This window comes from Bradyrhizobium cytisi (assembly GCF_008123515.1).
In the GTDB taxonomy this organism is placed as follows: domain Bacteria; phylum Pseudomonadota; class Alphaproteobacteria; order Rhizobiales; family Xanthobacteraceae; genus Bradyrhizobium; species Bradyrhizobium cytisi.
The window spans coordinates 105039-126560 of sequence record NZ_VSSR01000032.1; the positions used below are offsets into that span (position 1 = coordinate 105039).

General features: G+C 65.3%; 18 protein-coding genes and 1 riboswitch. Of the genes, 6 read left to right on the forward strand and 12 right to left on the reverse strand.

Going from position 1 to position 21522, the window contains the following annotated elements; genetic code table 11:
- Nucleotides 1-34 precede the first annotated feature (34 nt).
- The 4 genes from panE to FXB38_RS20510 all read right to left on the reverse strand — a co-directional run bounded on the left by panE (nucleotide 35) and on the right by FXB38_RS20510 (nucleotide 3794).
- Nucleotides 35-958: a 2-dehydropantoate 2-reductase gene (gene panE, locus FXB38_RS20495; RefSeq protein ID WP_148752790.1), complete on the reverse strand. Its 924-nt coding sequence runs from the start codon at nucleotides 956-958 to the stop codon at nucleotides 35-37.
- A gap of 91 nt (nucleotides 959-1049) precedes the next feature.
- Nucleotides 1050-1664: a 2-hydroxychromene-2-carboxylate isomerase gene (locus FXB38_RS20500; RefSeq protein ID WP_187435017.1), complete on the reverse strand. Its 615-nt coding sequence runs from the start codon at nucleotides 1662-1664 to the stop codon at nucleotides 1050-1052.
- 90 nt (nucleotides 1665-1754) lie between these two features.
- A complete protein-coding gene (locus tag FXB38_RS20505) occupies nucleotides 1755-3104 on the reverse strand; it encodes an MATE family efflux transporter (RefSeq protein ID WP_187435018.1) in 1350 nt (449 codons plus the stop codon).
- Between the two features lie 93 nt (nucleotides 3105-3197).
- Nucleotides 3198-3794: a DUF2239 family protein gene (locus FXB38_RS20510; protein ID WP_148752793.1), complete on the reverse strand. Its 597-nt coding sequence runs from the start codon at nucleotides 3792-3794 to the stop codon at nucleotides 3198-3200.
- 150 nt (nucleotides 3795-3944) lie between these two features.
- On the opposite strand from FXB38_RS20510, the gene FXB38_RS20515 reads away from it, so the two are divergent.
- Nucleotides 3945-4610 carry a glutathione S-transferase family protein gene (locus FXB38_RS20515; protein WP_148752794.1) on the forward strand — a complete coding sequence of 222 codons (666 nt, stop codon included), beginning with the start codon at nucleotides 3945-3947 and terminating at the stop codon, nucleotides 4608-4610.
- A 20-nt stretch (nucleotides 4611-4630) separates the two neighbouring features.
- On the opposite strand, the gene FXB38_RS20520 is transcribed toward FXB38_RS20515, so the two are convergent.
- Both FXB38_RS20520 and ggt read right to left on the reverse strand, forming a co-directional pair.
- Nucleotides 4631-5926 carry an MFS transporter gene (locus FXB38_RS20520; RefSeq protein ID WP_148752795.1) on the reverse strand — a complete coding sequence of 432 codons (1296 nt, stop codon included), beginning with the start codon at nucleotides 5924-5926 and terminating at the stop codon, nucleotides 4631-4633.
- 94 nt (nucleotides 5927-6020) lie between these two features.
- Nucleotides 6021-7772: a gamma-glutamyltransferase gene (gene ggt / locus FXB38_RS20525; RefSeq protein WP_148752796.1), complete on the reverse strand. Its 1752-nt coding sequence runs from the start codon at nucleotides 7770-7772 to the stop codon at nucleotides 6021-6023.
- Between the two features lie 99 nt (nucleotides 7773-7871).
- Here ggt and FXB38_RS20530 point away from each other — a divergent pair, with 99 nt between their 5' ends.
- Nucleotides 7872-9257: an MFS transporter gene (locus FXB38_RS20530; protein ID WP_148752797.1), complete on the forward strand. Its 1386-nt coding sequence runs from the start codon at nucleotides 7872-7874 to the stop codon at nucleotides 9255-9257.
- A 44-nt stretch (nucleotides 9258-9301) separates the two neighbouring features.
- Here the strand turns inward: FXB38_RS20530 and purH are convergent, their stop codons facing one another.
- The 3 genes from purH to FXB38_RS20545 all read right to left on the reverse strand — a co-directional run bounded on the left by purH (nucleotide 9302) and on the right by FXB38_RS20545 (nucleotide 14281).
- A complete protein-coding gene (gene purH / locus FXB38_RS20535) occupies nucleotides 9302-10894 on the reverse strand; it encodes a bifunctional phosphoribosylaminoimidazolecarboxamide formyltransferase/IMP cyclohydrolase (RefSeq protein WP_148752798.1) in 1593 nt (530 codons plus the stop codon).
- 25 nt (nucleotides 10895-10919) lie between these two features.
- Nucleotides 10920-11001, reverse strand: a riboswitch (ZMP/ZTP riboswitch).
- Between the two features lie 57 nt (nucleotides 11002-11058).
- The gene (locus FXB38_RS20540) at nucleotides 11059-12777 is read right to left on the reverse strand and encodes a heparinase II/III family protein (protein ID WP_187435021.1); all 1719 of its coding nucleotides are present in this window, start codon (nucleotides 12775-12777) and stop codon (nucleotides 11059-11061) included.
- A gap of 157 nt (nucleotides 12778-12934) precedes the next feature.
- Nucleotides 12935-14281 (reverse strand): RsmB/NOP family class I SAM-dependent RNA methyltransferase, encoded by a 1347-nt coding sequence (locus tag FXB38_RS20545; RefSeq protein ID WP_148752800.1) that lies wholly within the window; start codon nucleotides 14279-14281, stop codon nucleotides 12935-12937.
- 188 nt (nucleotides 14282-14469) lie between these two features.
- On the opposite strand from FXB38_RS20545, the gene FXB38_RS20550 reads away from it, so the two are divergent.
- Both FXB38_RS20550 and FXB38_RS20555 read left to right on the forward strand, forming a co-directional pair.
- Nucleotides 14470-14667, forward strand: coding sequence for a DUF1674 domain-containing protein (locus FXB38_RS20550; protein ID WP_148752801.1), 198 nt, complete (start codon nucleotides 14470-14472; stop codon nucleotides 14665-14667).
- Nucleotides 14668-14742: 75 nt separating this feature from the next.
- The gene (locus FXB38_RS20555; protein WP_148752802.1) at nucleotides 14743-15336 is read left to right on the forward strand and encodes a thermonuclease family protein; all 594 of its coding nucleotides are present in this window, start codon (nucleotides 14743-14745) and stop codon (nucleotides 15334-15336) included.
- Between the two features lie 51 nt (nucleotides 15337-15387).
- Here FXB38_RS20555 and FXB38_RS20560 read toward each other — a convergent pair whose 3' ends face one another.
- Nucleotides 15388-15903: a L,D-transpeptidase gene (locus FXB38_RS20560; protein ID WP_148752803.1), complete on the reverse strand. Its 516-nt coding sequence runs from the start codon at nucleotides 15901-15903 to the stop codon at nucleotides 15388-15390.
- Nucleotides 15904-16329: 426 nt separating this feature from the next.
- The gene (gene acs / locus FXB38_RS20565; RefSeq protein ID WP_148752804.1) at nucleotides 16330-18276 is read right to left on the reverse strand and encodes an acetate--CoA ligase; all 1947 of its coding nucleotides are present in this window, start codon (nucleotides 18274-18276) and stop codon (nucleotides 16330-16332) included.
- A 416-nt stretch (nucleotides 18277-18692) separates the two neighbouring features.
- On the opposite strand from acs, the gene FXB38_RS20570 reads away from it, so the two are divergent.
- The gene (locus FXB38_RS20570; RefSeq protein WP_148752805.1) at nucleotides 18693-19862 is read left to right on the forward strand and encodes a DNA topoisomerase IB; all 1170 of its coding nucleotides are present in this window, start codon (nucleotides 18693-18695) and stop codon (nucleotides 19860-19862) included.
- A 12-nt stretch (nucleotides 19863-19874) separates the two neighbouring features.
- Here the strand turns inward: FXB38_RS20570 and FXB38_RS20575 are convergent, their stop codons facing one another.
- Entirely contained in the window at nucleotides 19875-20330 is a 456-nt protein-coding gene (locus tag FXB38_RS20575) for an SRPBCC family protein (RefSeq protein WP_148752806.1), read from the reverse strand.
- A 102-nt stretch (nucleotides 20331-20432) separates the two neighbouring features.
- On the opposite strand from FXB38_RS20575, the gene FXB38_RS20580 reads away from it, so the two are divergent.
- The gene (locus tag FXB38_RS20580; RefSeq protein ID WP_187435022.1) at nucleotides 20433-21512 is read left to right on the forward strand and encodes an adenylate/guanylate cyclase domain-containing protein; all 1080 of its coding nucleotides are present in this window, start codon (nucleotides 20433-20435) and stop codon (nucleotides 21510-21512) included.
- Nucleotides 21513-21522: the final 10 nt, after the last annotated feature.

Consider the following 21522-nt stretch of genomic DNA (forward strand, 5'->3'; position numbering starts at 1 on the left):
CCGCTTCGCTGCGCTTGTCCGGGACGACAGCAGTTTACCCCGCCCGCTGCTTCTCATACGCCTTGAGATGCGTATACGCGATGCGCAGCTTCGGAACCGGGACCTTGGCGGCGTCGGCGCGTGCGATCAGGTCGCCGATCACATGATCGGCCTCGACCGGAAGACCCGCCTTGATGTCGCGGAACATCGAGGCCGTCATCGGCGAACCCTCGGTGGTAAGGTTGCCCTTGACGCGCTCGAAGAACGGACCGCCCGGCGTGTAGCCCGACGCGGTGGCGATCGAGCTGGTTTCATCGAGCATGCCGAGCAAGAAGTCACGGCCGCCGGGCGCGGCGAGGATGTTGCCGACCGAGGTGCGCATCAGGCTGGTGCTTGCGGCGAGCGAGGACAGGAACACCCACTTCTCCCACATGTCCTGCATGATGTTCTGGCTGGCAGTGGCACCAGCGATGCCGCTCTTGAAGGCTTCGTCGATCGCCTTGACGCGATCCGACAATTTGCCGTCGCGCTCACCGTAGTTGATCGACTGCATCGGCTGCAGCTGCACCACCTCGCGCTTCTCGTTCAAGGTCGCGGCGATGGCGCAGAGACCGCCGAGCACGCGCTCCTCGCCGAACTTGGCATCGAGTGTGTCGAGATGCTTCATGCCGTTGAGCATCGGGATGATCGCGGTGTTCGGGCCGACTGCGGCGGCGAATGACTTGATGGCATCGTCGAGGTCGAACGCCTTGCAGCTGAGCAGCACGACGTCGAATATCTCCTTGAGCGCTTCGGCCTGCACGGTCGGCGGGTTCTTCAGCGTCACGTCGCCATTCGGGCTCTTGATGACGAGACCGGCGCTCGCAAGCTCGCTGGCGCGGCGCGGCCGGACCAGGAATGTGACGTCGCGGCCGGCCTGCAACAGCCTGCCACCAAAGTAGCCGCCGATGGCGCCGGCGCCGACCACGAGGATACGCATTGTAAAGCTCCGTTGAACGAGGCGAATGGCGAGTAGGGAATAGCGAATAGGGCGAGAGGCCGCAAATGACGAGTCACAATTTCACGACTCGCTATTCGCCACCTTCCAGCACCATCTCCTCGACCTCCCGCAACTGCTCCTTGCCGAAAAACATCTCGTTGCCGACGAAGAAGGTCGGCGAGCCGAACGCGCCGCGCCCGACCGCCGCCTCGGTGTTCTTGATCAGCTTGCCTTTCACCTCGGGCTCCTGGGCGCGGGCGAACAGCTTTTGGGCATCGAGGCCCGACGACGCCAGCGCCTTGGCTGCGACCTCGATGTCGTCCATCTTCTTCGGCTCGCGCCACATGTGGTGGAAGGCGGCGTCGACATATGTCTCGAACACGCCCTCGAGCTGCGCCGCGATCGCGGTGCGCATCAGGTTCAACGTGTTGACGGGGAAGTTGGGATTGAAGACGTAAGGCTGGACCTTGAAGCGCTTGACGAAGCGCTCGGTCTCGATCTGCTGGAATTCGCGCTTGTTCTTGATGCCGGCGAGCGTCTCGGCCGGCGACCTGTTGTTGGTCGACTTGAAGATGCCGCCGAGCAGGATCGGCACATATTCGAACTTGACGCCGATGCGCTGCTCGATCGCCGGGATCGCCAGATGGCTGAGATAGGCGTTCGGACTGCCGAAATCGAACAGGAATTGCGGGGCTGTGCGGGTCAAATTCGTTCTCCCTAAAGTCACTTTTCACCCATTGTGGCGCAGCGCGCGCCACAGGTCTACCGTTTAATGATGGTCATAATATCTCGCTGATCAGACCGGGCGCCGGATCGCCTTCTTGCGCCACACCAGCAGGTAATAGCCCATCTGCAAACCGAACATGGCGCAGAACACGATCGGATAGGCCGCCCACACGCCCTTTAGTCCCACGGTGCGGCTCAGGATCACCGCAGCCGGCAGCTCGATCGCGACAATGGCGAAGATCGACAGCAGCATCGGCGTCAGCGCAACGCCGGCGGCACGCATCGCGCCGGAAAACGTGGTCGCAAGGCCGAACGGCACCGAGCTCCACAAGGCGATGAACAGTAGTCCCTTCGCCAAGTCGAGCACGGTGCCGTCGGTGATGAAGATGCCAAGCACGGCGCACGGCGCGAGATAAATCAGCGCCACGAGCCCGCCAGTCAGGACGAGGTTGAACGCAAGGCCCGTACGGACGATACCGTCGAGCCGCGCCCGGTCGCCGCCGCCGATGGCTTGCGCGCCGAGGATCGAGACCGCGATCGAAATCGACATCGCCGTGAACTGCGTGTAGCCCATCACCTGATTGACCGCGCCGTAAGCCGCCGTTGCGTCCGAGCCGAAGCCGTTGACGAGGCCGAGCAGAACCAGTTCGGCGATCGCCATCACGACCATGCCAACCGCACTGGGCAATCCAATGCCAAGGATTTGTCTGATCACAGCACGATTGAGCCTCACATGGCGCAGCAGTGCGACGTCCGGTGCGAGCGCGTGCTTCTTGCGCAGCAAATAGGCCGCCAGCGCGAGCAGCGCCACTGCATTGGAGATCGCAGCCGCCCAGGCCGGGCTGGCGATGCCGAGCGCCGGCAGCCCGAATGCGCCGCGGATCAGCATCGGCGTCAGGATCAGGCCGATCGCAGTCGACAATGCCAGCGCGAGCAGCGGTGTCACTGCGTCGCCAACGCCGCGGATCATCGCCGTCATCAGCAGGAACACGAATCCGAGCGGCATCGTCAGCAGCATGATGCGGGCATAGGCGCTTGCCTGGTCGAGAATGTCTGCGGGCGTCGCGAGCGCCATCATCAATTGCCGGCTGAACAGGCCGCCGGCCAATCCGACAGACATCGAGAGCAGCAGGCCGACTGCGAGCGTCGTGCCGACCACGATTCTGATCCGCCCGTGCTCGCCCGCGCCGAAGGCCTGGCCGATCAGCACGGTGGCGCCGGTGCTCAGGCCCATGACGAAGGCGAACAGAAAGAAAAACACCGGGAAGAACGTCGAGACTGCGGCGAGTGCGTCGACGCCGATCATCTGGCCGAGATAGACATTGCTGACGGTGCCGAACAGCGATTGCAGCGCGTTGCTCAGCATCAATGGCGCGAGGAAGCGCAGGAAGCTTTTCCAGAGCGGTTTTGGAGCGGACATGGATGAGCCTTTCATCGGGGCGGGCAAAGCCGTTGCCGCGCGCAGCACGCGCGGCTTGGCTGTCGATGGGGTCGTTGGAGAGCGGCGCGCGGTTTACGCGCGGTCGCTGTAGGCGAGCTTGACGATGTGGTCGCGGATGTCGGCCGGCCAGTCGGCGATCAGTCCGGTGAAGCGCCGCCGGTCATCCGCAAACAGCGCACGCGAGGCTTCCTCGAACTGCGCAAGATTGCCGGCCATGGTCGACATGAAGTGATAGGCGGCATCGCGCGCCTGCCGGTCGCGGTCCTTGTCGCCGCTCGCGCGTCGCGCCTCGTCGACGAGCTTTCGCAAGGCGACCGAAGCGCCGCCGGGCTGCGCGCCGAGCCATTCCCAGTGCCGCGGCAGCAGCGTCACCTCGCGCGCGACCACGCCGAGCTTCGGCCGGCCGCGGCCGCGCGGTTCGGTTGGTGAAGCGGTCTCCTCAACTGGCGGCGGGATCAGCTTCGCCAGACGCGCCAGGACCTCGCGGTCCCCGCCGCGAAGATCGAAGTCGATCGATCTGCCGGTGGCGTCCTCGAAGATGATGATGGGCTCGTCCGGCCGTGGCGCCACGCGCTTGACGACCAGCGCGACCTCTCCTGCCGGCCCGGACACCAGGCGACGCTGACCCTGAAAGGCGGTGAAAGTTCTCTGCATTGAAATCATTGCCATATTGACGACGTTGGCCGCTTTAATATCCGGGTAAATTGCGAAGGTCAATATACCCGGATGAAAACATCCATCCGGATGGCTCGACATTGCGGTCTCGGGCTGGCAGGTACGCGACCGACCGACCACGCCTAGTAACCTAAGGATCTCGCGATGCTGACCGTCCACCACCTCAACAATTCGCGCTCGCAGCGGGTGCTGTGGCTGCTCGAGGAGTTGGGCGTGCCCTACGAGATCGTGCGCTACCAGCGCCAGCCCGATATGCGCGCGCCGAAAGAGCTGCGCGCGATCCACCCGCTCGGCAAGTCGCCCGTCATCACCGACAACGGTAACACCATCGCGGAATCAGGCGCGATCATCGAATATCTCATCGCGACCTACGGCAACGGCCGGCTGATCCCGCCGCCGAACACGCCGGAGCGGCTGCGTTTCACCTATTGGCTGCACTATGCGGAGGGATCGGCGATGTCGCCGCTGCTGCTGAAGCTGCTGTTCACGTTGATGCCGAAGCGCGCGCCGGCGCTGCTTCGCCCGCTGGTGCGCAAGGTCTCGAACCAGGCGCTGACCGCGCTGGTCAATCCGCAGCTCAAGCAGCACATGGATTATTGGGAAGGCGAGCTCGGCAAGAGCGAGTGGTTTGCCGGCAATGAATTCACTGCAGCCGACATCCAGATGAGCTTTCCGCTTGAAGCAGCGCAAGCGCGCGGCGGGCTCGAGCAAGGCCATCCCAAGGCCATGGCGTTTCTTGAACGCATCCACGCGCGGCCGGCCTATGCGCGTGCCCTCGAGAAGGGCGGGCCGTACCAGGTGGGACGGTAGTTGGTCTCACCGATCCAACACTAGTCCGCGTGCAGCACGCGGCCACGCGTCTCCGGCAGCGCGAAGGCGGCGGCGAAGAACAGCACGTAAGCCACAACCGCGAAGATCGCGATCGCATCGGCAAGCGATGTCGACGCTGACAGAGCGCCGACGAGGAATGGAAACAGCGCGCCGATGCCGCGGCCGAAATTGTAGCAAAAGCCCTGGCCGGAGCCGCGCAGCCGCGTCGGATAGAGCTCGGTCAGAAACGCGCCAATGCCGGAGAAATAGCCCGAGGCGAAGAAGCCGAGCGGGAATCCGAGCACCCACAGGATCTCGTTGGTCAGCGGCAGTTGCGTGTAGAGCAGCACGATTGCCATCGCTCCGATCGAGAAGATCAGGAACAGATTGCGCCGTCCGATCCGGTCGGCGAGCCAGGCGCCGACGAGATAGCCGATGAAGGATCCGATGATCAGCGTCGACAGATAGCCGGTCGAGCCGACGATCGACAGATGACGCTCCTTGGTCAGGAATTGCGGCACCCAGAACGTGACGGCGTAGTAACCGCCCTGGCAGCCCGTCGCCATCAGGGACGCCAGAATGGTGGTCTTCAGGATCGGCCCGGAGAAGATCTCCCAGAGCGCCGGACGATGGCCGCTCGCGGCCTGCTTTGCACGGGCCTCCGCCGCGATCTCCGGCTCGGCGACGGAGCGGCGGATATAGAATACCAGCAGCGCGGGCAGCGCGCCGATCACGAACATCCAGCGCCACGCCGTTTCCGCCGGCAGAGCCGAGAACAGGATCGCCTGCGACAGCACGGCAAGGCCCCAGCCGACCGCCCAGCCCGATTGCACCGAGCCGACCGCGCGTCCACGATATTGCGGCCGGATCGCTTCGCCCATCAGCACGGCGCCAGCGGCCCATTCGCCGCCGAAGCCGAGGCCAAGCACCGCGCGCGCGATCAAAAGCTGCTCGAAATTCTGCACGATCGCGCAGACCAGCGAGAAGAACGAGAACCAGATGATGGTGATCTGGAGCGTCCTGACCCGGCCGATATGGTCGGAGAGATAACCGCCAAGCCAACCGCCGATGGCGGAGGCCAGCAGCGTCACCGTGCCGGCAAGGCCGGCCGAGGCCGCATCGACCTTCCACAGTGCGATGATGGTGCCGATCACCAGCGGATAGATCATGAAGTCCATGCCGTCGAGCGCCCAGCCTGCCGCGCAGGCCCAGAACGTCCTTCGCTCCGGCGCATTCATGTCGCGGTAGAAGGCGAGAAGGCTGGTGTCCTCGATCTCGGCGCGTTCGATGCGCTCAGTCGGATCGGCTGTGGTCATGTGCGTTTCCCCGGCAGTGTCTTTGGCCGGGCGGTGGTAGCACGCGCGGCGCCGGGCGCAAGCCGGCGCACGGTCGTACCATGCAGGGACAGCGTTACTGTCCTGCTGCTTCCGCGCCGCGCGAGCGCGGATCCGGCGCGCCGAGGGGGCCGTTCGGCGTCACGAGGATCGAGTTGGCGGAGGTCTGTCCCATCGGCTCGACGATGAGATGGTCCATCGCCTTCAGCTCAAACAGCACATCGTCGGGAAAGCCGCGCTCGACGCGGACCTCGTCCGGCAGCCATTGATGATGCAGCCGCGGCGCGGCCACTGCGGCCGCGACGTCCATCTTGTAGTCGAGCACGTTCACGATCACCTGGAGCACAGTCGAGATGATGCGGCTGCCGCCGGGCGAGCCCGTCACCAGCACCGGTTTGCCGCCCCTGAGCACGATGGTCGGCGACATCGAGGACAGCGGCCGCTTGCCGGGCCCGGGCAGATTGGCCTCGTAGCCGACGAGGCCATAGGCGTTGGAGGCGCCAACGGCGGCAGTGAAATCGTCGAGCTCGTTGTTCAGCAGCACGCCGGTGCCGTCGGCGACGAGGCCGACGCCGTAGCTGAAGTTCAGCGTATAGGTGTTGCTGACAGCGTTGCCGCTGGCATCGACGACGGAGAAGTGCGTGGTGTTGCTGCCTTCGCGCGGCGCGGGCGGGGCGGAAACGATCTCTTTCGACGGCGTCGCGCGATCGATCGAGATGTTCGCACGCAGCTTGGCCGCATAGCTCTTCGCCGTGAGCGTTTCGATCGGTGCATTGACGAAGGCGGGATCGCCGAGATAGCGCGCGCGATCCGCATAGGCGCGCTTCATGGCTTCGATCAGCAGATGCAGCGATGCCGGTGAGCCCCGCTTCAAATCGGCGAGCTGAAAGCCTTCCAGGATGTTGAGCGATTCCACCAGCACGACGCCGCCGGACGATGGCAGCGGCATCGAGACGATGTCATAGCCGCGATAGTTGCCGCGCACCGGCGCGCGGATCACAGCCTGATAGGCCTTCAGATCAGCGGCAGTCATGATGCCGCCGGCGTCGGACACCGCCTTGGCGAGCTTCTCCGCCACCGGACCCTCGTAGAAGCCGCGCGGCCCTTGCGTAGCGACACTCGCCAGCGTGTCGGCGAGATCGCTCTGCACCAGCCTGTCGCCTTCGCCAAAGGGCGCGCCGTCCGGCTTTGCGAAAATCCTGGCCGAGGACGGCCAGCGTGCCAGCCGCGGGTACCAGCCCGGCAGGGTATCGGCGATGTCATCGGTGACGATAAATCCGTCGCGCGCAAGCATGATCGCGGGTTCGAGCAATTGCGCCAGCGCGAACTTGCCCGAGCCATATTTCTCGAGCGCGAGCGCCAGGCCCGCGACCGTGCCGGGCACACCGATGCCAAGTCCGGAATCGCGCGACTTGGCGGGATCAGGCTTGCCGTCGGGTCCAAGGAATATCTGCGCCGTGGTCGCTGCTGGCGCGGTCTCGCGATAGTCGATCGCGATGTCTTCATTGTGCTCGGCGGAATGGATCACCATGAAGCCGCCGCCGCCGATATTGCCGGCACGCGGATAAGTCACTGCCATCGCAAAGCCGGTCGCGACGGCTGCATCGACGGCATTGCCACCACGCCGCAGGATGTCGGCGCCGACCTGCGCAGATATCTTCTCCTGCGCCACCACCATGCCGTGCTCGGCGGGGATCGCGTGCACTGTGTCGAGCGCCGGGGAGACATAGGCCCGCCGCGCATCCTGCGCAGCCGCCGATGCAAGACCAAACGCCAGAGTGGCGATGAGTGCGAAAAAAGTCCGCCGTGTCGAAAATGATGCCATCATCAAATTTCCGCCGGGCCTTCAGGCCAATCCAAATGCGTCGCTATAATGCTATACGGTTGGGCTAAGAGAGACAAAACTGTTTGTGATGAGGACTGCTTCATGACGACGATCGCCCCGGCGGCGTGCATGGCCGCCGCTCCACGGACCTATCCGCCGCGCGCCGCCGTCGTCAGCTGGATCTTCTTCGATTGGGCCGCGCAGCCCTATTTCACGCTGATCACGACCTTCGTGTTCGCGCCTTATTTCGCTACCGGCATCGCGCCAGATCCCGCCACGGGCCAGTCGCTCTGGGGTTTTGCGATGGCAGCAGCTGGCATGGCGATTGCGCTATTGTCACCCGTGCTTGGTGCCATCGCGGATGCCTCGGGCCGCCGCAAGCCCTGGATTGCCGCGTTCGGCGCGGTGCTCGTGCTGGCCTCCTGCGCGTTGTGGACCGGCAAGCCCGGTGATCACGCCGTCATTCCACCGCTGCTCCTCGCGGTCGCGCTTGCCAGCGTCGGCGCGGAGTTCGCCACCGTCTTCAACAATGCGATGATGCCGACCCTGGTGCCGCCGGAGCGCATCGGCCGCCTCTCCGGCACCGGCTGGGCCACGGGTTATATCGGCGGCATCGTCAGCTTGATCATCGTGCTCGGCTTTCTCGCGGCCAATCCAGAGACCGGCCGCACGCTGCTCGGCTTCACGCCGCTGTTCGGGTTGGACCCCGCCACGCATGAGGGTGATCGTGCCGCTGGACCGTTGACCGGGCTGTGGTTCATCATCTTCGTGACGCCGATGTTCCTGTTCACGCCGGACTATCCGGCAAAGTTGCCGGTGCGCGAGGCGCTACGCGAGGGCCTCTCCGATCTGAAGCAATCGCTGACGAGTTTGCCGGAGCAGAAGTCGCTGGCGGCGTTTCTGCTCGCCAACATGATCTACACGGACGGCCTGGTATCGCTGTTCGCGTTCGGCGGCATCTATGCCGCTGGCACCTTCGGCTGGCACACGATCCAGATCGGCACGTTCGGCATCATCCTCGCCATCGCCGGCACCTTTGGTGCGTGGCTCGGCGGCAAGCTCGACGACTTCCTTGGTCCGAAACGCGTTATCGCCGGCAGCATGCTGATCCTGCTGCTCTCGGTGGCGGCGATCCTGCTTGTCGATAAGGACAGTGTGCTGTTCGTCAAGGTTGCGCCGCCGCAGCCGGGCGGCCCGCTGTTCGCTGCCGCCGCTGAGCGTGCCTATATCGTGCTGGGCTGCCTGATTGGCGCGGCTGGCGGCCCGCTTCAGGCGGCATCACGCACGCTGCTGATCCGCCTCGCGCCGAAGGACCGCATCGCGCAGTATTTTGGTCTGTTCGCGCTGACCGGGAAGGTCACGTCCTTCACCGGACCGCTGCTGATCGGCGTGATCACCGCGGCAACCGCGAGCCAGAAAGCCGGCATGGCCGTGCTGGTGGTGTTCTTCGTCGCGGGGCTCGCGCTCTTGATGCGGGTGCGAGAGTAGGTAGCCCGGACTTCGCTTCGCTCCATCCGGGCTAGGCTGATCAATCAGTGCCTGAAATGCCGCGTGCCCGTGAACACCATGGCGATGCCGTGCTCGTCGGCGGCCTTGATCACCTCGTCGTCGCGCATAGAGCCGCCGGGCTGCACCACGGCGGTGGCGCCGGCTTCGATGCAGGCGAGCATGCCGTCGGCGAACGGGAAGAATGCGTCCGAGGCCACGACCGAGCCCTTGGTCAGCGGCTCGGCAAGCTTCAGCTCATTGGCAGCGTCCTGCGCCTTGCGTGCCGCGATCCGCGCTGAATCCACGCGGCTCATCTGGCCTGCACCGATGCCGACGGTGGCGAGATCCTTGGCGTAGATGATGGTGTTCGACTTGACGTGCTTTGCGACCCGGAATGCGAACTTGAGGTCGCGCATCTCGGCATCGTCAGGCGCACGCTTGGTCACGACCTTGAACGTCATGTCGTCGACGACCGCGTTGTCGCGGCTCTGCACGAGCAGACCGCCCGCCACTGTTTTTGCGGTCAGGCCCGGTGCACGCGGATCGGGCAAGCTGCCGGCGAGCAACAGCCGAAGGTTCTTGCGCGCGCCGATGATGGCGATCGCTTCCTCGCTCGCATCGGGCGCGATGATCACCTCGGTGAAGATCTTTGTGATCTCGCGCGCGGTGTCGGCGTCGAGCGCCCGGTTCATCGCGATGATACCGCCATAGGCCGAGGTCGAATCGCAAGCCAGCGCTTTGCGATAGGCATCAACGAGGTTCGCGCCCTCCGCGACGCCGCAGGGGTTGGCGTGCTTGACGATGACGCAGGCAGCGGTGCGCTTCGCGTCGAACTCGCCGATGCACTCATAGGCCGCGTCGGTGTCGTTGATGTTGTTGTAGGACAGCTCCTTGCCCTGCAGCTGCCGTGCGGTCGAAACGCCCGGGCGCTTGTCGGGGGTTGCGTAGAACGCCGCGGTTTGGTGCGGGTTCTCGCCGTAGCGCAGCGACTGGATCAGCTTGCCGCCGAAGGCGCGGAAATCGGGCGCGTCGATTTCGAGCTGACGGTTGAACCAGTTCGAGATCGCGGCGTCATAGGCTGCGGTGCGCGCATAAGCCTTCGCGGCAAGCCGCCGCCGCAGTGTGAGCGTCGTCGCGCCCTTGTTGGCGGCGAGCTCGTCGAGCACGGCCTTGTAGTCGTCGGCTTCGACCACGACGGCGACGTCGTCATGGTTTTTGGCGGCGGCGCGGATCATCGCGGGGCCACCGATGTCGATGTTCTCGATGCAGTCCTCGAAGCCCGCGCCTTTGTCGACGGTGGCCTCGAACGGATAGAGGTTGACGACGAGGAGGTCGATCGGTGCAATACCGTGCGCCTTCATCGCCTCGGCGTGCTCCTTGTTGTCGCGGATCGCCAGCAAGCCGCCATGCACTTTCGGATGCAGCGTCTTGACACGCCCGTCCATCATCTCGGGGAAGCCGGTGAGGTCGGAGACGTCCTTCACCTTGAGGCCGGCTGCGGCGATCGCTTTCGCGGTGCCGCCGGTCGAGACCAGCTCGACATCATGCGCGGCAAGCGCCTTGGCGAATTCGATCAGGCCGGTTTTGTCGGAGACGGAAAGCAGGGCGCGGGTGACGCGGCGGGGATGGTCAGTCATGAGCAAGATCCTCTGTCTTAAGGAGTGTCTATGCCCAGGCGCGCGGCGGATATGTGTCGCGCTTCCCGATGGTGCTCCATCCAAGGTCGCCAGTCGCGCGAACGAGCGCTCGATAGCAGCTTTTGGCCGTTTTCACAACGACGAGATGGGGCGGATCGTGCCTGTTACAGCGGAAGTTCCGGCTCGCGCCGGGCGTTGCGGCGGGCATTGGTGATCGCGGGAGAGGCCGTGGAACGCACAAAGCTCCAGCGGATAGAGGGCGCCTGGCGGGCATCCTGGCGGATCACGATCTGCGCGGTGCGGCGGGGGCCGTCATTGCCGGCCAGGAACACACTGTCCTCGAGGTCGACCTTGTCGTCGAGCGCTTCGAAGGTCCAGACGTCGCGGTTCGGCAGCACCAGCATGACGCCGCGGGCATCCGACAGCCGGCTCGCCTTCACCGCGGGATGCAGATGAAAGCGCAGCGCGAAATCGGCGTCGGCGCCCTTGATGCGCGCTCCTTGCGGCGGGGAGAGTGTATCCTCACCGTCGATGCGCCCGCCGTCATTGGCGATCATCAGCACGCGGCGATGGATCACGCCGAACTTGGCGAGATAGCCGTCATGCGAGGTCGTGAGCAGCGTGCCGTCCTGCAAGATCTCGCGATAGCTCTCGACCTCATGGGGGCCGCTGACGATCGGCGAGCCGCGCAGCAGTCGCTTCATCGCCGACATCTCGACGAACTGGCAGGACGACGTGTCGCGATAGGTGAGGGTCGAATGCGCCGCGGTGCCGCGCGCGAACGGCCGCCAATTGTCGCGGCCCGTGGTCGGCATGCCGCAATTGGTGACGATGCGGCTGATGCCGGAGGACAGCTCGAACGACAGGCAGCCGGCATGTGCGTCGTGGCTGACGCCAGGCGGCGGCGGCGGGCCGGTGTCGATGATCAGCGTGGTCGGGCCGGCATCGAGGCGCTGGAAGCCGGTGTGCGGCATGTTCGCCATCGGGGTGCCATGGGTGTCATCATAGGCGAGCAGCGTGGCAAGCAGGTCCGAAGACGTCGCGCTCATGGCGTTGAACAACGCGAAATTGCCGTCGCCGTGCCGGAAGAAGCGCAGCATCGGCATCATGCGGTCGATCGCATTGAGCAGCGCCGGCGGCGGCGCGATGTTGCGGGCGGCAAAAGTCTGCCGCAGCGGCAACAGGTCGATCAGCAACTCGATCAGCGCGCCCGGGTTGCGCGAGATGTGGCCGCCGTCGGGGAGAATCTGCCGCTGCAATTCGTCGGAGAGCTTTTTCGACGCGCTGCGGATGTTACGGGCCTGGTTGGCGAGGCAGAGCGTCGTGTAGCACAGCGCGATCTGCACCTGGAGCTTCGGCACGCCGTCAGGAATGTTGACCATGGTGTAGCGCAGGAAGCGGATCTCGCGTGCGAGCGCGCGTAGATAGCGGCGGTAGAATTTGTTGTCGGTGTCGTTGAGCACCAGCGGTGCCTGTGACAATAGCGAGATCACGCGCCGCGCCAGCACGTCGGCGCGGCGGGCGACGGGCCGGCGCCTGTTGGCGGGGTTGCTGATCCAGTCCTCGACCAGCGCGCGTGCATTCGCCCGGGTCAGCGCGGTGTCGGCGGCGCGTAAGTGCCGCAGCCAGCCGAAGCCGAGCAGCGCGACCTCCCAATCCTCCGAGGGCGGATCGAGATCGAAGATCGAGCGGCCGTGGCAGTTGACGATCTTGCCGGCGAAGACGAAGCGCCCGGCATAGATCTCGGCGGCGCGTGTCGCATCCGCGGTGCGCAGATCATGCGGCGCAATGATCAGCCGATCGGTACGGGCCGGCCACACCCGCGACAGCGCAACGGAGCCGCCGCTCGCGCGCGCGAGCATGTTCCGCGCGAAGCGGTTCATCACCAGCGTCGAGATACGTCTGCGTTGAGCGACCGACACGCTTTGCCTTGAAGGGGGAGAGGATTCCGACGAATCCTTATTAACCCCAAAATCGGCCGGCTGACACCACCTTGAATGGCCCCGAATCAGTCCAGCGGTAGCAAAATCCGGTGCAAAATCAGGATTTAACGAGCCGGGCCGCAAAAAATCCGTCGAGGCCGCCGAGCTTCGGGTCGGCGTGCGGCAGGTGGCTCGGCAGGGTCCGGAGATCGCCCTCGGCGGTGATGATCTCGTCGAGCCCGAAGACCTCGCTGGCATCGATCGGCACGCGGCGAAGCGCAGGCTCTGCGGCCAGCAGCGTGGCGACGGCCTGCTCGCCTTCCTCTGGTTCCAGCGAGCAGGTGCAGTAGACCAGCATCCCGCCGGGCTTGAGCAGCGAGACGGATTTGCGCAGCAGCCGCTGCTGGAGAACGGTCATCGCAGCGACGTCGGAATCCTGGCGCAGCCACGCAACATCCGGGTGCCGACGGATCGTCCCGGTCGAGGTGCAGGGCGCATCGATCAGGATTCCATCGAGGCCATCCGCCGGGCCCGCCCATTCCACGGCGTCAGCGACGACAGTCTCGGCCTGGAGCGACAGCCGGTTGAGGTTCTCACGCAAGCGCGCCACCCGGGCCGGCGAGCGGTCGATCGCCGTGACATGCGCGCCGGCCTGCGCCAGCTGCGCGGTCTTGCCGCCGGGTGCAGCACAGAAATCGGCAATGGATTTGCCTTTGATATCACCGAACAGCCGGACCGGCAGCGCGGCGGCGGCGTCCTGGACCCACCATTGTCCTTCGGTGAAGCCGGGCAGCATCGTCACGGCGCCGTGCAGCACGGTGCGCACCGATCCGGTCGGCAGCACCTCGCCATGCAGCCGGCTCGCCCATTGTGCGGCGTCGGACTTCACGGTGAGATCGAGCGAAGGTTCGTGGCCGAGCGCGAGCGCCATGTCCCGTGCAGTCGCCTCGCCGTAATGCGCGCTCCAGCGCGCCAGCAGCCAGGGCGGCAGGTCCAGCGATTGCGTGGCGACCTCCTCGACCAGCGCCTGGCCTTCGCGCGCGCAGCGGCGCAGCACGGCGTTGACGAGGCCGGCATAGCGCGCAGCGCGCCGGTCGGATTGCACCAGGCGAACCGAGAGATCGACCGCGGCGTGATCGGGCACATCCATCCAGAGGATCTGGGCGGCGCCGATCAGGAGCGCGCTCTGCGCGCGCGGTGCGTCGGAGGGAATGCCTTTGTCGAGCAGGCGCGACAGCACATGGCCGAGCGTGCCGAGGCGGCGAAGGATGGTTGCGACCAGCCGCCGCATCAGCGCGCGGTCTCGGTCGGCGAGTGTCTTCAGCCCGGGATGGGCGCCGGAGCCGTCGAGCTGGTCATCGAGCGTGCGGTGTTTGTGCAAGACGCCGTCGACGATGTCGGCAGCGATCCGCCGCGCCGCGAGACCAGGCACTTCGGATGGAGGGGCGAAACGTTGAGATGGCATGCGGACGTAAGGTTCTGAGCGAGCGGCAGTTCCGCCAGTATGGGCGCATGCCTTAAGAACACCAGCTGTGGCATGCGAATATGCCAAATGTAAGAATGACCTCTGGCGATTTCAGCCCGTCGCGGCCATTTCAGCAATGCGTTATTGGACGTCGCGCCATCCTCGATCCTGCGCTAGGACACCCGGCAATGAGTGACCAGCCTTCCGTTCCCGATCGCAAGCCCTTGCCGCCGGCCGCCCAGCGCGCGCTGGCCGAAGCCGAGGCGCGCCGGCAGGCTGCCGCGGCGCACGCCGAGGCGGCGCCGAAGGAATTGCAGGGGCCGAAGGGACCCGAGCCGACACGCTACGGCGACTGGGAGCGCAAAGGTATCGCTTCGGACTTCTGACGCGTTGGCCTTCTCAGGCACCGGTTGTTTGAGGCTCTCTTGCCGGCCCGCCCGACTCAGCCATAGCGTGCGCGGATGTCGCGCTTCGACCCCAGCCATCCCTATCGGCCTTCGTACAACGGCTCACCGTTCGGCCGCCGCTTCTCCGGACTGGTGCCGTGGATGTTCGTGGTCGGAGTCGTCGTGGCGGTCGTGCTCACCTTCCGGCACGGGACGAACTGGCCGGTTCCCTATCCGGCCGACGAGCGCACGCAGGACGCCGAGATCGTCCTGCAGCAGGCCGGCAATCCCGACAGCCGCCTGCCGATCGACGTCATCCGCACCATCGACGGCGACACCTTTCTTGCGCGCGTGCATCAACGCGACGGGCGCGAGCTCGTCGCGCGGGTTCGCCTGCGCGGCATCGATGCACCCGAGATGAAGGCGTCCTGTCAGGACGAGCTGGACAAGGCGGAGGCCGCCACAGCGGCGCTGCGCAATCTGCTCGGCCAGGGCGGCGTCACGATCTACAATCTCGGCTCGGAGAAATACGGGCGCGTTCTGGCCGATGTCGCAACAAAACGGACCGCCAGCGTTTCGGCGGCGATGCTCGCGGGCGGCTACGCGCGCAGCTACAATGGCGGCCACCGCGACGGCTGGTGCGCGCGCGGCTGGCGCTTCTGGCAATAAAAGAGCCCCGTCGAAACGCGGCTCTTTCAATCTCTGTTTTGGTTGCGACGGTCAGCGCGCCACGACCACCGTCGTGCCGACGGAGACGCGGCCGTAGAGATCGGAGATGTCGTCGTTGAGCATGCGGATGCAGCCATAGGAGACGAAGCCGCCGACCGAGCCCGGCACGTTGGTGCCGTGGATGGCATATTCACCGCCAGCTAGTGTCATCGCCGCGACGCCCATCGGGTTGCGCGGCGAACCGCCCGGGATGACGTCGGGAAGCTGCGGCTTGTCGCGCTTCACCTCGGCGGGCGGCGACCAGGCCGGATTGCGGTACTTGCCGTCGATGCGGGTGGTGCCGGCCCACTGCTTGCCGGATTTGCCGACGCCGACCGGATAGCGCACGGCGTGGCCGTCATCGAGAATGAGATAGAGCCGGCGCTCGCTGGTTTTGACCACGATCGTGCCGGGCGAATAGTTGGCGACGTGCGTACCCACCATCTCCGGCCGCGCCTCGGCTGCCGTCGACATCAAGACCCCAGCCGCGACGGTGGCGGCCAGCGCCAGTGCAATCTTCATCGACATCAATATTCCCCTTGCCCCGAACGGATCGTCCAAATTCACGCAAAACCGGCAATTGCCCGTTCGCCCAGACATTCTTAACCGCGCCTGTTAACCGGATGGTTTCCACGCGCGGCCGCCAAGGGCGGACCAGCAGGGGGAACAAAGGAAATGTTCGAAATAAAGTAAATGACTTGAAAACAACACTCGGGGGGAAAGATGCGGGTATGGGCGCGTGCGCCCTGACAAGTGTGTGAGGGTGTGTGAACGGAGGTTGTTTCAGGCGACGTTGGCGCGAAAGGCGGTCTCGTGTCCCGGACGCGGCGCGGCACGCAGTGCTGCGACGCAGAGCCGGGACCCAGCTCTTTCTTCTGCGTAGATGGATGGACCCCGGCTCTGCAGCGCACCGCTGAAGTGGCGCTGCGCTGCGTCCGGGGCACGAGAATGCTCTTACGCCAACTTCTTGTTCTGCCGGTTCTTCACGAGATCGTCGACTACGGCGGGATCGGCGAGGGTCGAGGTGTCGCCGAGGCTGCCCGGCTCATCCTCGGCGATCTTGCGCAGGATGCGGCGCATGATTTTGCCGGAGCGGGTCTTGGGCAGGCCCGGCGAGAACTGGATCTGGTCGGGCGCGGCGATCGGACCGATCTCCTTGCGCACCCAGGTGACGAGCTCTTTCCGCAGTTCGTCGCTCGGCTCGACGCCCGCCATCAGGGTGACATAGGCGTAGATGCCCTGGCCCTTGATGTCGTGCGGGTAACCGACCACGGCGGCCTCCGACACCTTCTCATGCGCGACCAGCGCGCTCTCGACTTCTGCGGTGCCCATGCGATGGCCGGAGACGTTGATGACGTCGTCGACGCGGCCGGTGATCCAGTAGTAGCCGTCGGCGTCGCGCCGGCAGCCGTCGCCGGTGAAGTATTTGCCCTTGTAGGTCGAGAAATAGGTCTGCTCGAAACGGGCGTGATCGCCATAGACCGTGCGCATCTGGCCCGGCCATGAACGGGTCAGGCAGAGATTGCCTGATGTCTCACCCTCCAGCACCTTGCCGTCGGCATCGACGATTTCAGGCACCACGCCGAAGAACGGCTGCGTCGCCGAGCCCGGCTTCAGCTTGGTCGCGCCCGGCAGCGGCGTGATCAGAATGCCGCCGGTCTCGGTCTGCCACCAGGTGTCGACGATCGGGCAGCGGTCGTCGCCGACGACGCGGTAGTACCACTCCCAGGCCTCCGGATTGATCGGCTCGCCGACCGAGCCGAGCAGGCGGAGCGAGGCGCGCGAAGTCTTCTTCACGGGCTCGTCGCCCGACTGCATCAGGGCACGGATCGCGGTCGGCGCGGTGTAGAAGATGTTGACCTTGTGCTTGTCGATGACGTTCCAGAATCGCGAATTATCGGGGTAATTCGGCACGCCTTCGAACATCAGCGTGGTCGCGCCGTTGGCGAGCGGCCCGTAGAGAATGTAGCTGTGGCCGGTGACCCAGCCGACGTCGGCGGTGCACCAGTAGATGTCGCCGTCGTGATAGTCGAAGACGTATTGATGCGTCATCGACGCAAACACGAGATAGCCGGCCGACGTGTGCAGCACGCCCTTGGGCTGACCGGTCGAGCCCGAGGTGTAGAGGATGAACAGCGGGTCCTCGGCGTGCATGTGCTCGGCCCGACATTCGGTCGTCACCATCGCAGCCGCCTCGTGGTACCAGAGGTCGCGTGTCGGGTTCATGTCGATCTTGCCGCCGGTGCGCTTGACCACGACGACCCAGTCGACACCGTCGGCCTTGGCGAGCGCCGCGTCGACATTGGCTTTCAGCGGCACCTTCTTGCCGCCGCGCAGGCCCTCGTCCGCGGTGATGATAACCTTGGATTGGCAGTCGTTGATGCGCTGCGCGAGCGAGTCCGGCGAGAAGCCCGCGAACACCACGGAGTGAACAGCGCCGATCCGCGCGCAGGCCAGCATGGCATAGGCCGCTTCCGGGATCATCGGCAGATAGATGGTGACGCGGTCGCCTTTCTTGACGTTTCGGGTGCGCAGGATGTTGGCCATCCGGCAGACCTCGTCGTGCAGCTCCTTGTAGGTGATGTGCTTCGACTGCGACGGATCGTCGCCTTCCCAGATGATCGCGGTCTGGTTGGCGCGCTTGGCGAGATGCCGGTCGATGCAATTATGGGCGACGTTGAGGATGCCGTCCTCGAACCATTTGATCGAGATGTTGCCGGGCGCGAAGGAAACGTTCTCGATTCTAGTGGGTGTGTGCATCCAGTCGATGCGCTTGGCCTGCTCGGCCCAGAAGGCGTTCGGGTCCGCGATCGAGCGGGCGTACATGTCCTTGTACTTGGCCTGATCGACCCAGGCGTGCTTGGCCAATTCCGCGGGGACGTCGTAAATCTTCTCGGACATGTTTCCTTTCCCTCCACATACGGCAAGCCAACGCTGGCGAGGCGCAAGCCGACTTGATCGTTGAACCGATTATGCGTCGGGCTAACCGGGCCCGACAAGGAGCACAAGCTGGACCTTTGGTCAGCGGCCGGCCATGAGGAGAATCAAGCCGCAAAAGACCGGCTGTCGCACATGTGAAACAGGCTGGGCAGAGGTTTTCGGCTCTTTACCCAGATCTCCGGAATAGGCCTGCGCAGGGCGCCCATGCGTCGCAGGCGGTATTTAGAAACCTCTTTTCACTGATTCGGGACTCGCAATGCGGTTCGGAACACCCTAAGTGGCTAACCCGTGTCCCAAGAGACCTTCCAAGCGACCCTTGGAACAAAAATCAGAACAGCGACATTGACCGGCAACAGGCAGGGCTAAGGTTTAAGACTATGATGGATCAGCGGAATCTCGGGACGATGCGGCCCGCTTCGGCCGATCCTGCTGCCATTGCGCTGGCCAAAGCCCTCGGACAATGGCCGAAGGTGGCCGGTTCCACACGTCCCAGCCCCAAAAAAATGTTCGACTCGGCGCCCGCGGCGACGGTCGAGGCGCTGGCCAAGGAGCTGGGCCTGCGGCTCGGCGCCCAGAACGAGCTGACCATTCGCCGCATCCGCCGCGGCAAGGGCTATTCCTTCGTCCGCCCCAACGGCGCCCACATCCGCGACGCCCGCACTATCCGCCGGCTCCACGCCATGGCGGTGCCGCCGGCCTATCGCGAGGTGCGCTACTCGGCCGATCCGAGCACACATCTTCAGGCGGTGGGTCGCGATGCCGCGGGCCGGCTGCAGTATCGCTATCACGCCGACTGGGAGAAGGTGCGCGAGCACCGCAAGGCGCATCGCCTGGAGAAGCTCGTCGGCGCGCTGCCCAAAATCCGGCGCAAGGTCTCGGCGTTTCTGTCTGGCGACGAGCCGACGCGGGAATTCGCGCTGTCGGCGGTGATCGAGCTGATTGCGCGCACCGCGATCCGTCCCGGCAATGAATCCTACGCCCGCCTCAACGGCACCCGCGGCGCCACCACGATGCTGAAGTCGAACGTCACGCTCGAGGACGATTGCTTCGTGCTGACCTTCAAGGCGAAGGGCGGCAAGGCCGTGCGCAAGGAGTGCGACGCGGCCAAGCTGGTGCGCGCCATCGGCGTCCTCAACGGCGTTCCCGGCAAGCGCATGTTCCAGTATCGCGATGCTTACGGCATCGTGCGCGCGGTCAGCACCACGCAGGTGAACGAATTCCTGCGCGAGATCGCCGGCATCAAGATTTCGCTGAAGGACTTTCGCACGCTGATGGCCTCTGCCGTAGTCGTCGAGTCGCTGTCGCGAATCACGCCGGCGACCAGCCAGCGCGGCCGCAAGAAGCAGGTGCTCGACGCGATCCGCGCCGCCGCCGACAAGCTCTCCAACACGCCGGCGATCTGCCGCAAGAGCTATGTCCACGACACCATCGTCACCGCCTTCGAGGACGGCATCCTGGAGCGATTCGCCGCGACAATGAAGGGGCAGCGCTCGCAGGCCCGGCGTGAGCAGCTTCTGCAACAGGTCGTCGCGACCGCGGCGGTTTAATCCGCCGCAGCGCTACACATTGTCCGAAACACCGTTGTCGGGGCCGGGATCGCGGCCCGCAGCTGCGCTTGTGAGTCGGTCCAGATAATGCGCCCACCCTCTCGCATGCGCGGCCACCTGCTCCTCGTTCGGCAGCCCGCTATGTGTCATGCGCAGCAATGTTCCGCCGTCGCGTTCGATCAGGTCGATCTCGACCAGGCTCGAGCCGGGCGGCACTTCCTGACCGCCCTCCCAGCCGAACGTGTAGGCCAGACGGTGCACCGGCACGACCTCGCGGAAGGCGCCGCGGGCGACCACGCCGCGCGGGCCGATACCGCTAAGCAGATAGAGCCCACCGGGATGCGGCTCGGTGGTCGCATCCGAGCCCATCCAGCTCAGGATTTTCGAGGGGTCGGTCAAATAGGCGAAGACGGTGGCGCGCGGGGCTGCGATCTGGGTCTCGCGTCGCAATACGAACGGCTCGGTCATCGGCGATGATCCCCTAGGCTGATTTTGGGACATGGCGCCGCCACAGCGCCCCGTCAAGGATTACCCGTGACAAAGGCGGCCGGTCTTCGCCATCATCACCCGATGCAGCTCTCCCCGACCCTCGCCTGGCTTGTTGATGCGGCCTCCGACAGTGCCGGGGCCGATCGCCTGCTCGCGGAACTCGGTGCCCATCTGATCGCCGACGGCCTGCCGCTCGCGGCCGGCGCCCTGACGCTGGAGGTGCCGCATCCGCTGATCGCGAAGCGAACCTGGTTATGGCGTGCGGAGAACGGCCGGGTGATCGAAGCGCTTGGCTTTGCACCGGGCGGATTGGCGCCCGATCCGCCCAACGATGCTGGTCGCCGCTGGTTGCGCGACATCGCAAGCGGCGAGGTCCACGAAGAGATCGTCGGACGGCAAGATGGGCCGTTGCTGGGCTGGATCGGGCCGCGACAGTTCACGGCAGACGAGATCGAGCAATTGCGCCGGGCCGCGCGCTTTGCCGCAACGCCCCTTGCCGTGCTTGCCGCGCGCGCCACGTTGCGGGCAACGCTGGACGCTTATCTCGGCAAGCGCAGTGCAGAGCGGGTGCTGGCGGCGCCGTTGCGACGCGATCTCGGCGAGACCATTCAGGCCGCACTGCTTTACGCAGACTTGCGCAATTTCACGATCCTCTCTGAAACCACGCCGCCCGCCGATGTCATCGCGGCGCTCGACGCCTGGTTCGATCGCATCGCCGGTGCCGTGCATGCCTTCGGCGGCGAGGTGCTGAAGTTCATCGGCGATGGCGTGCTGGCGATTTTTCCGGTGATCGACGCCGCACCGCGTCACGCCTGCGATTCAGCTCTCCGTGCGGCAGGTGCGGCGAGGGCCGGCATGGCTCATCTCAATGAGGAGCGCCGCGCACGCGGCCTGCCGCCGCTGTCGTTCGGTGCCGCACTTCATCTCGGCGAAATGCTCTGGGGCAATATCGGCGCCGCCAACCGGCTGGACTTCACCGCGATTGGTCCCGCCGTCAACCTCGCGAGCCGGCTCGAAGGATTGTGCAAGCCGCTCGGCCGGACCGTGCTGGTGTCGGGTGCGCTTGCCGCCGAGACGGACGCGCAACTGGTACCGCTCGGAACGCGTGCGCTGCGTGGGATCGCTTCGCCGTGTGAGGTGTTCGCGCTGCCGGAGGCGTGAACGACAGAGG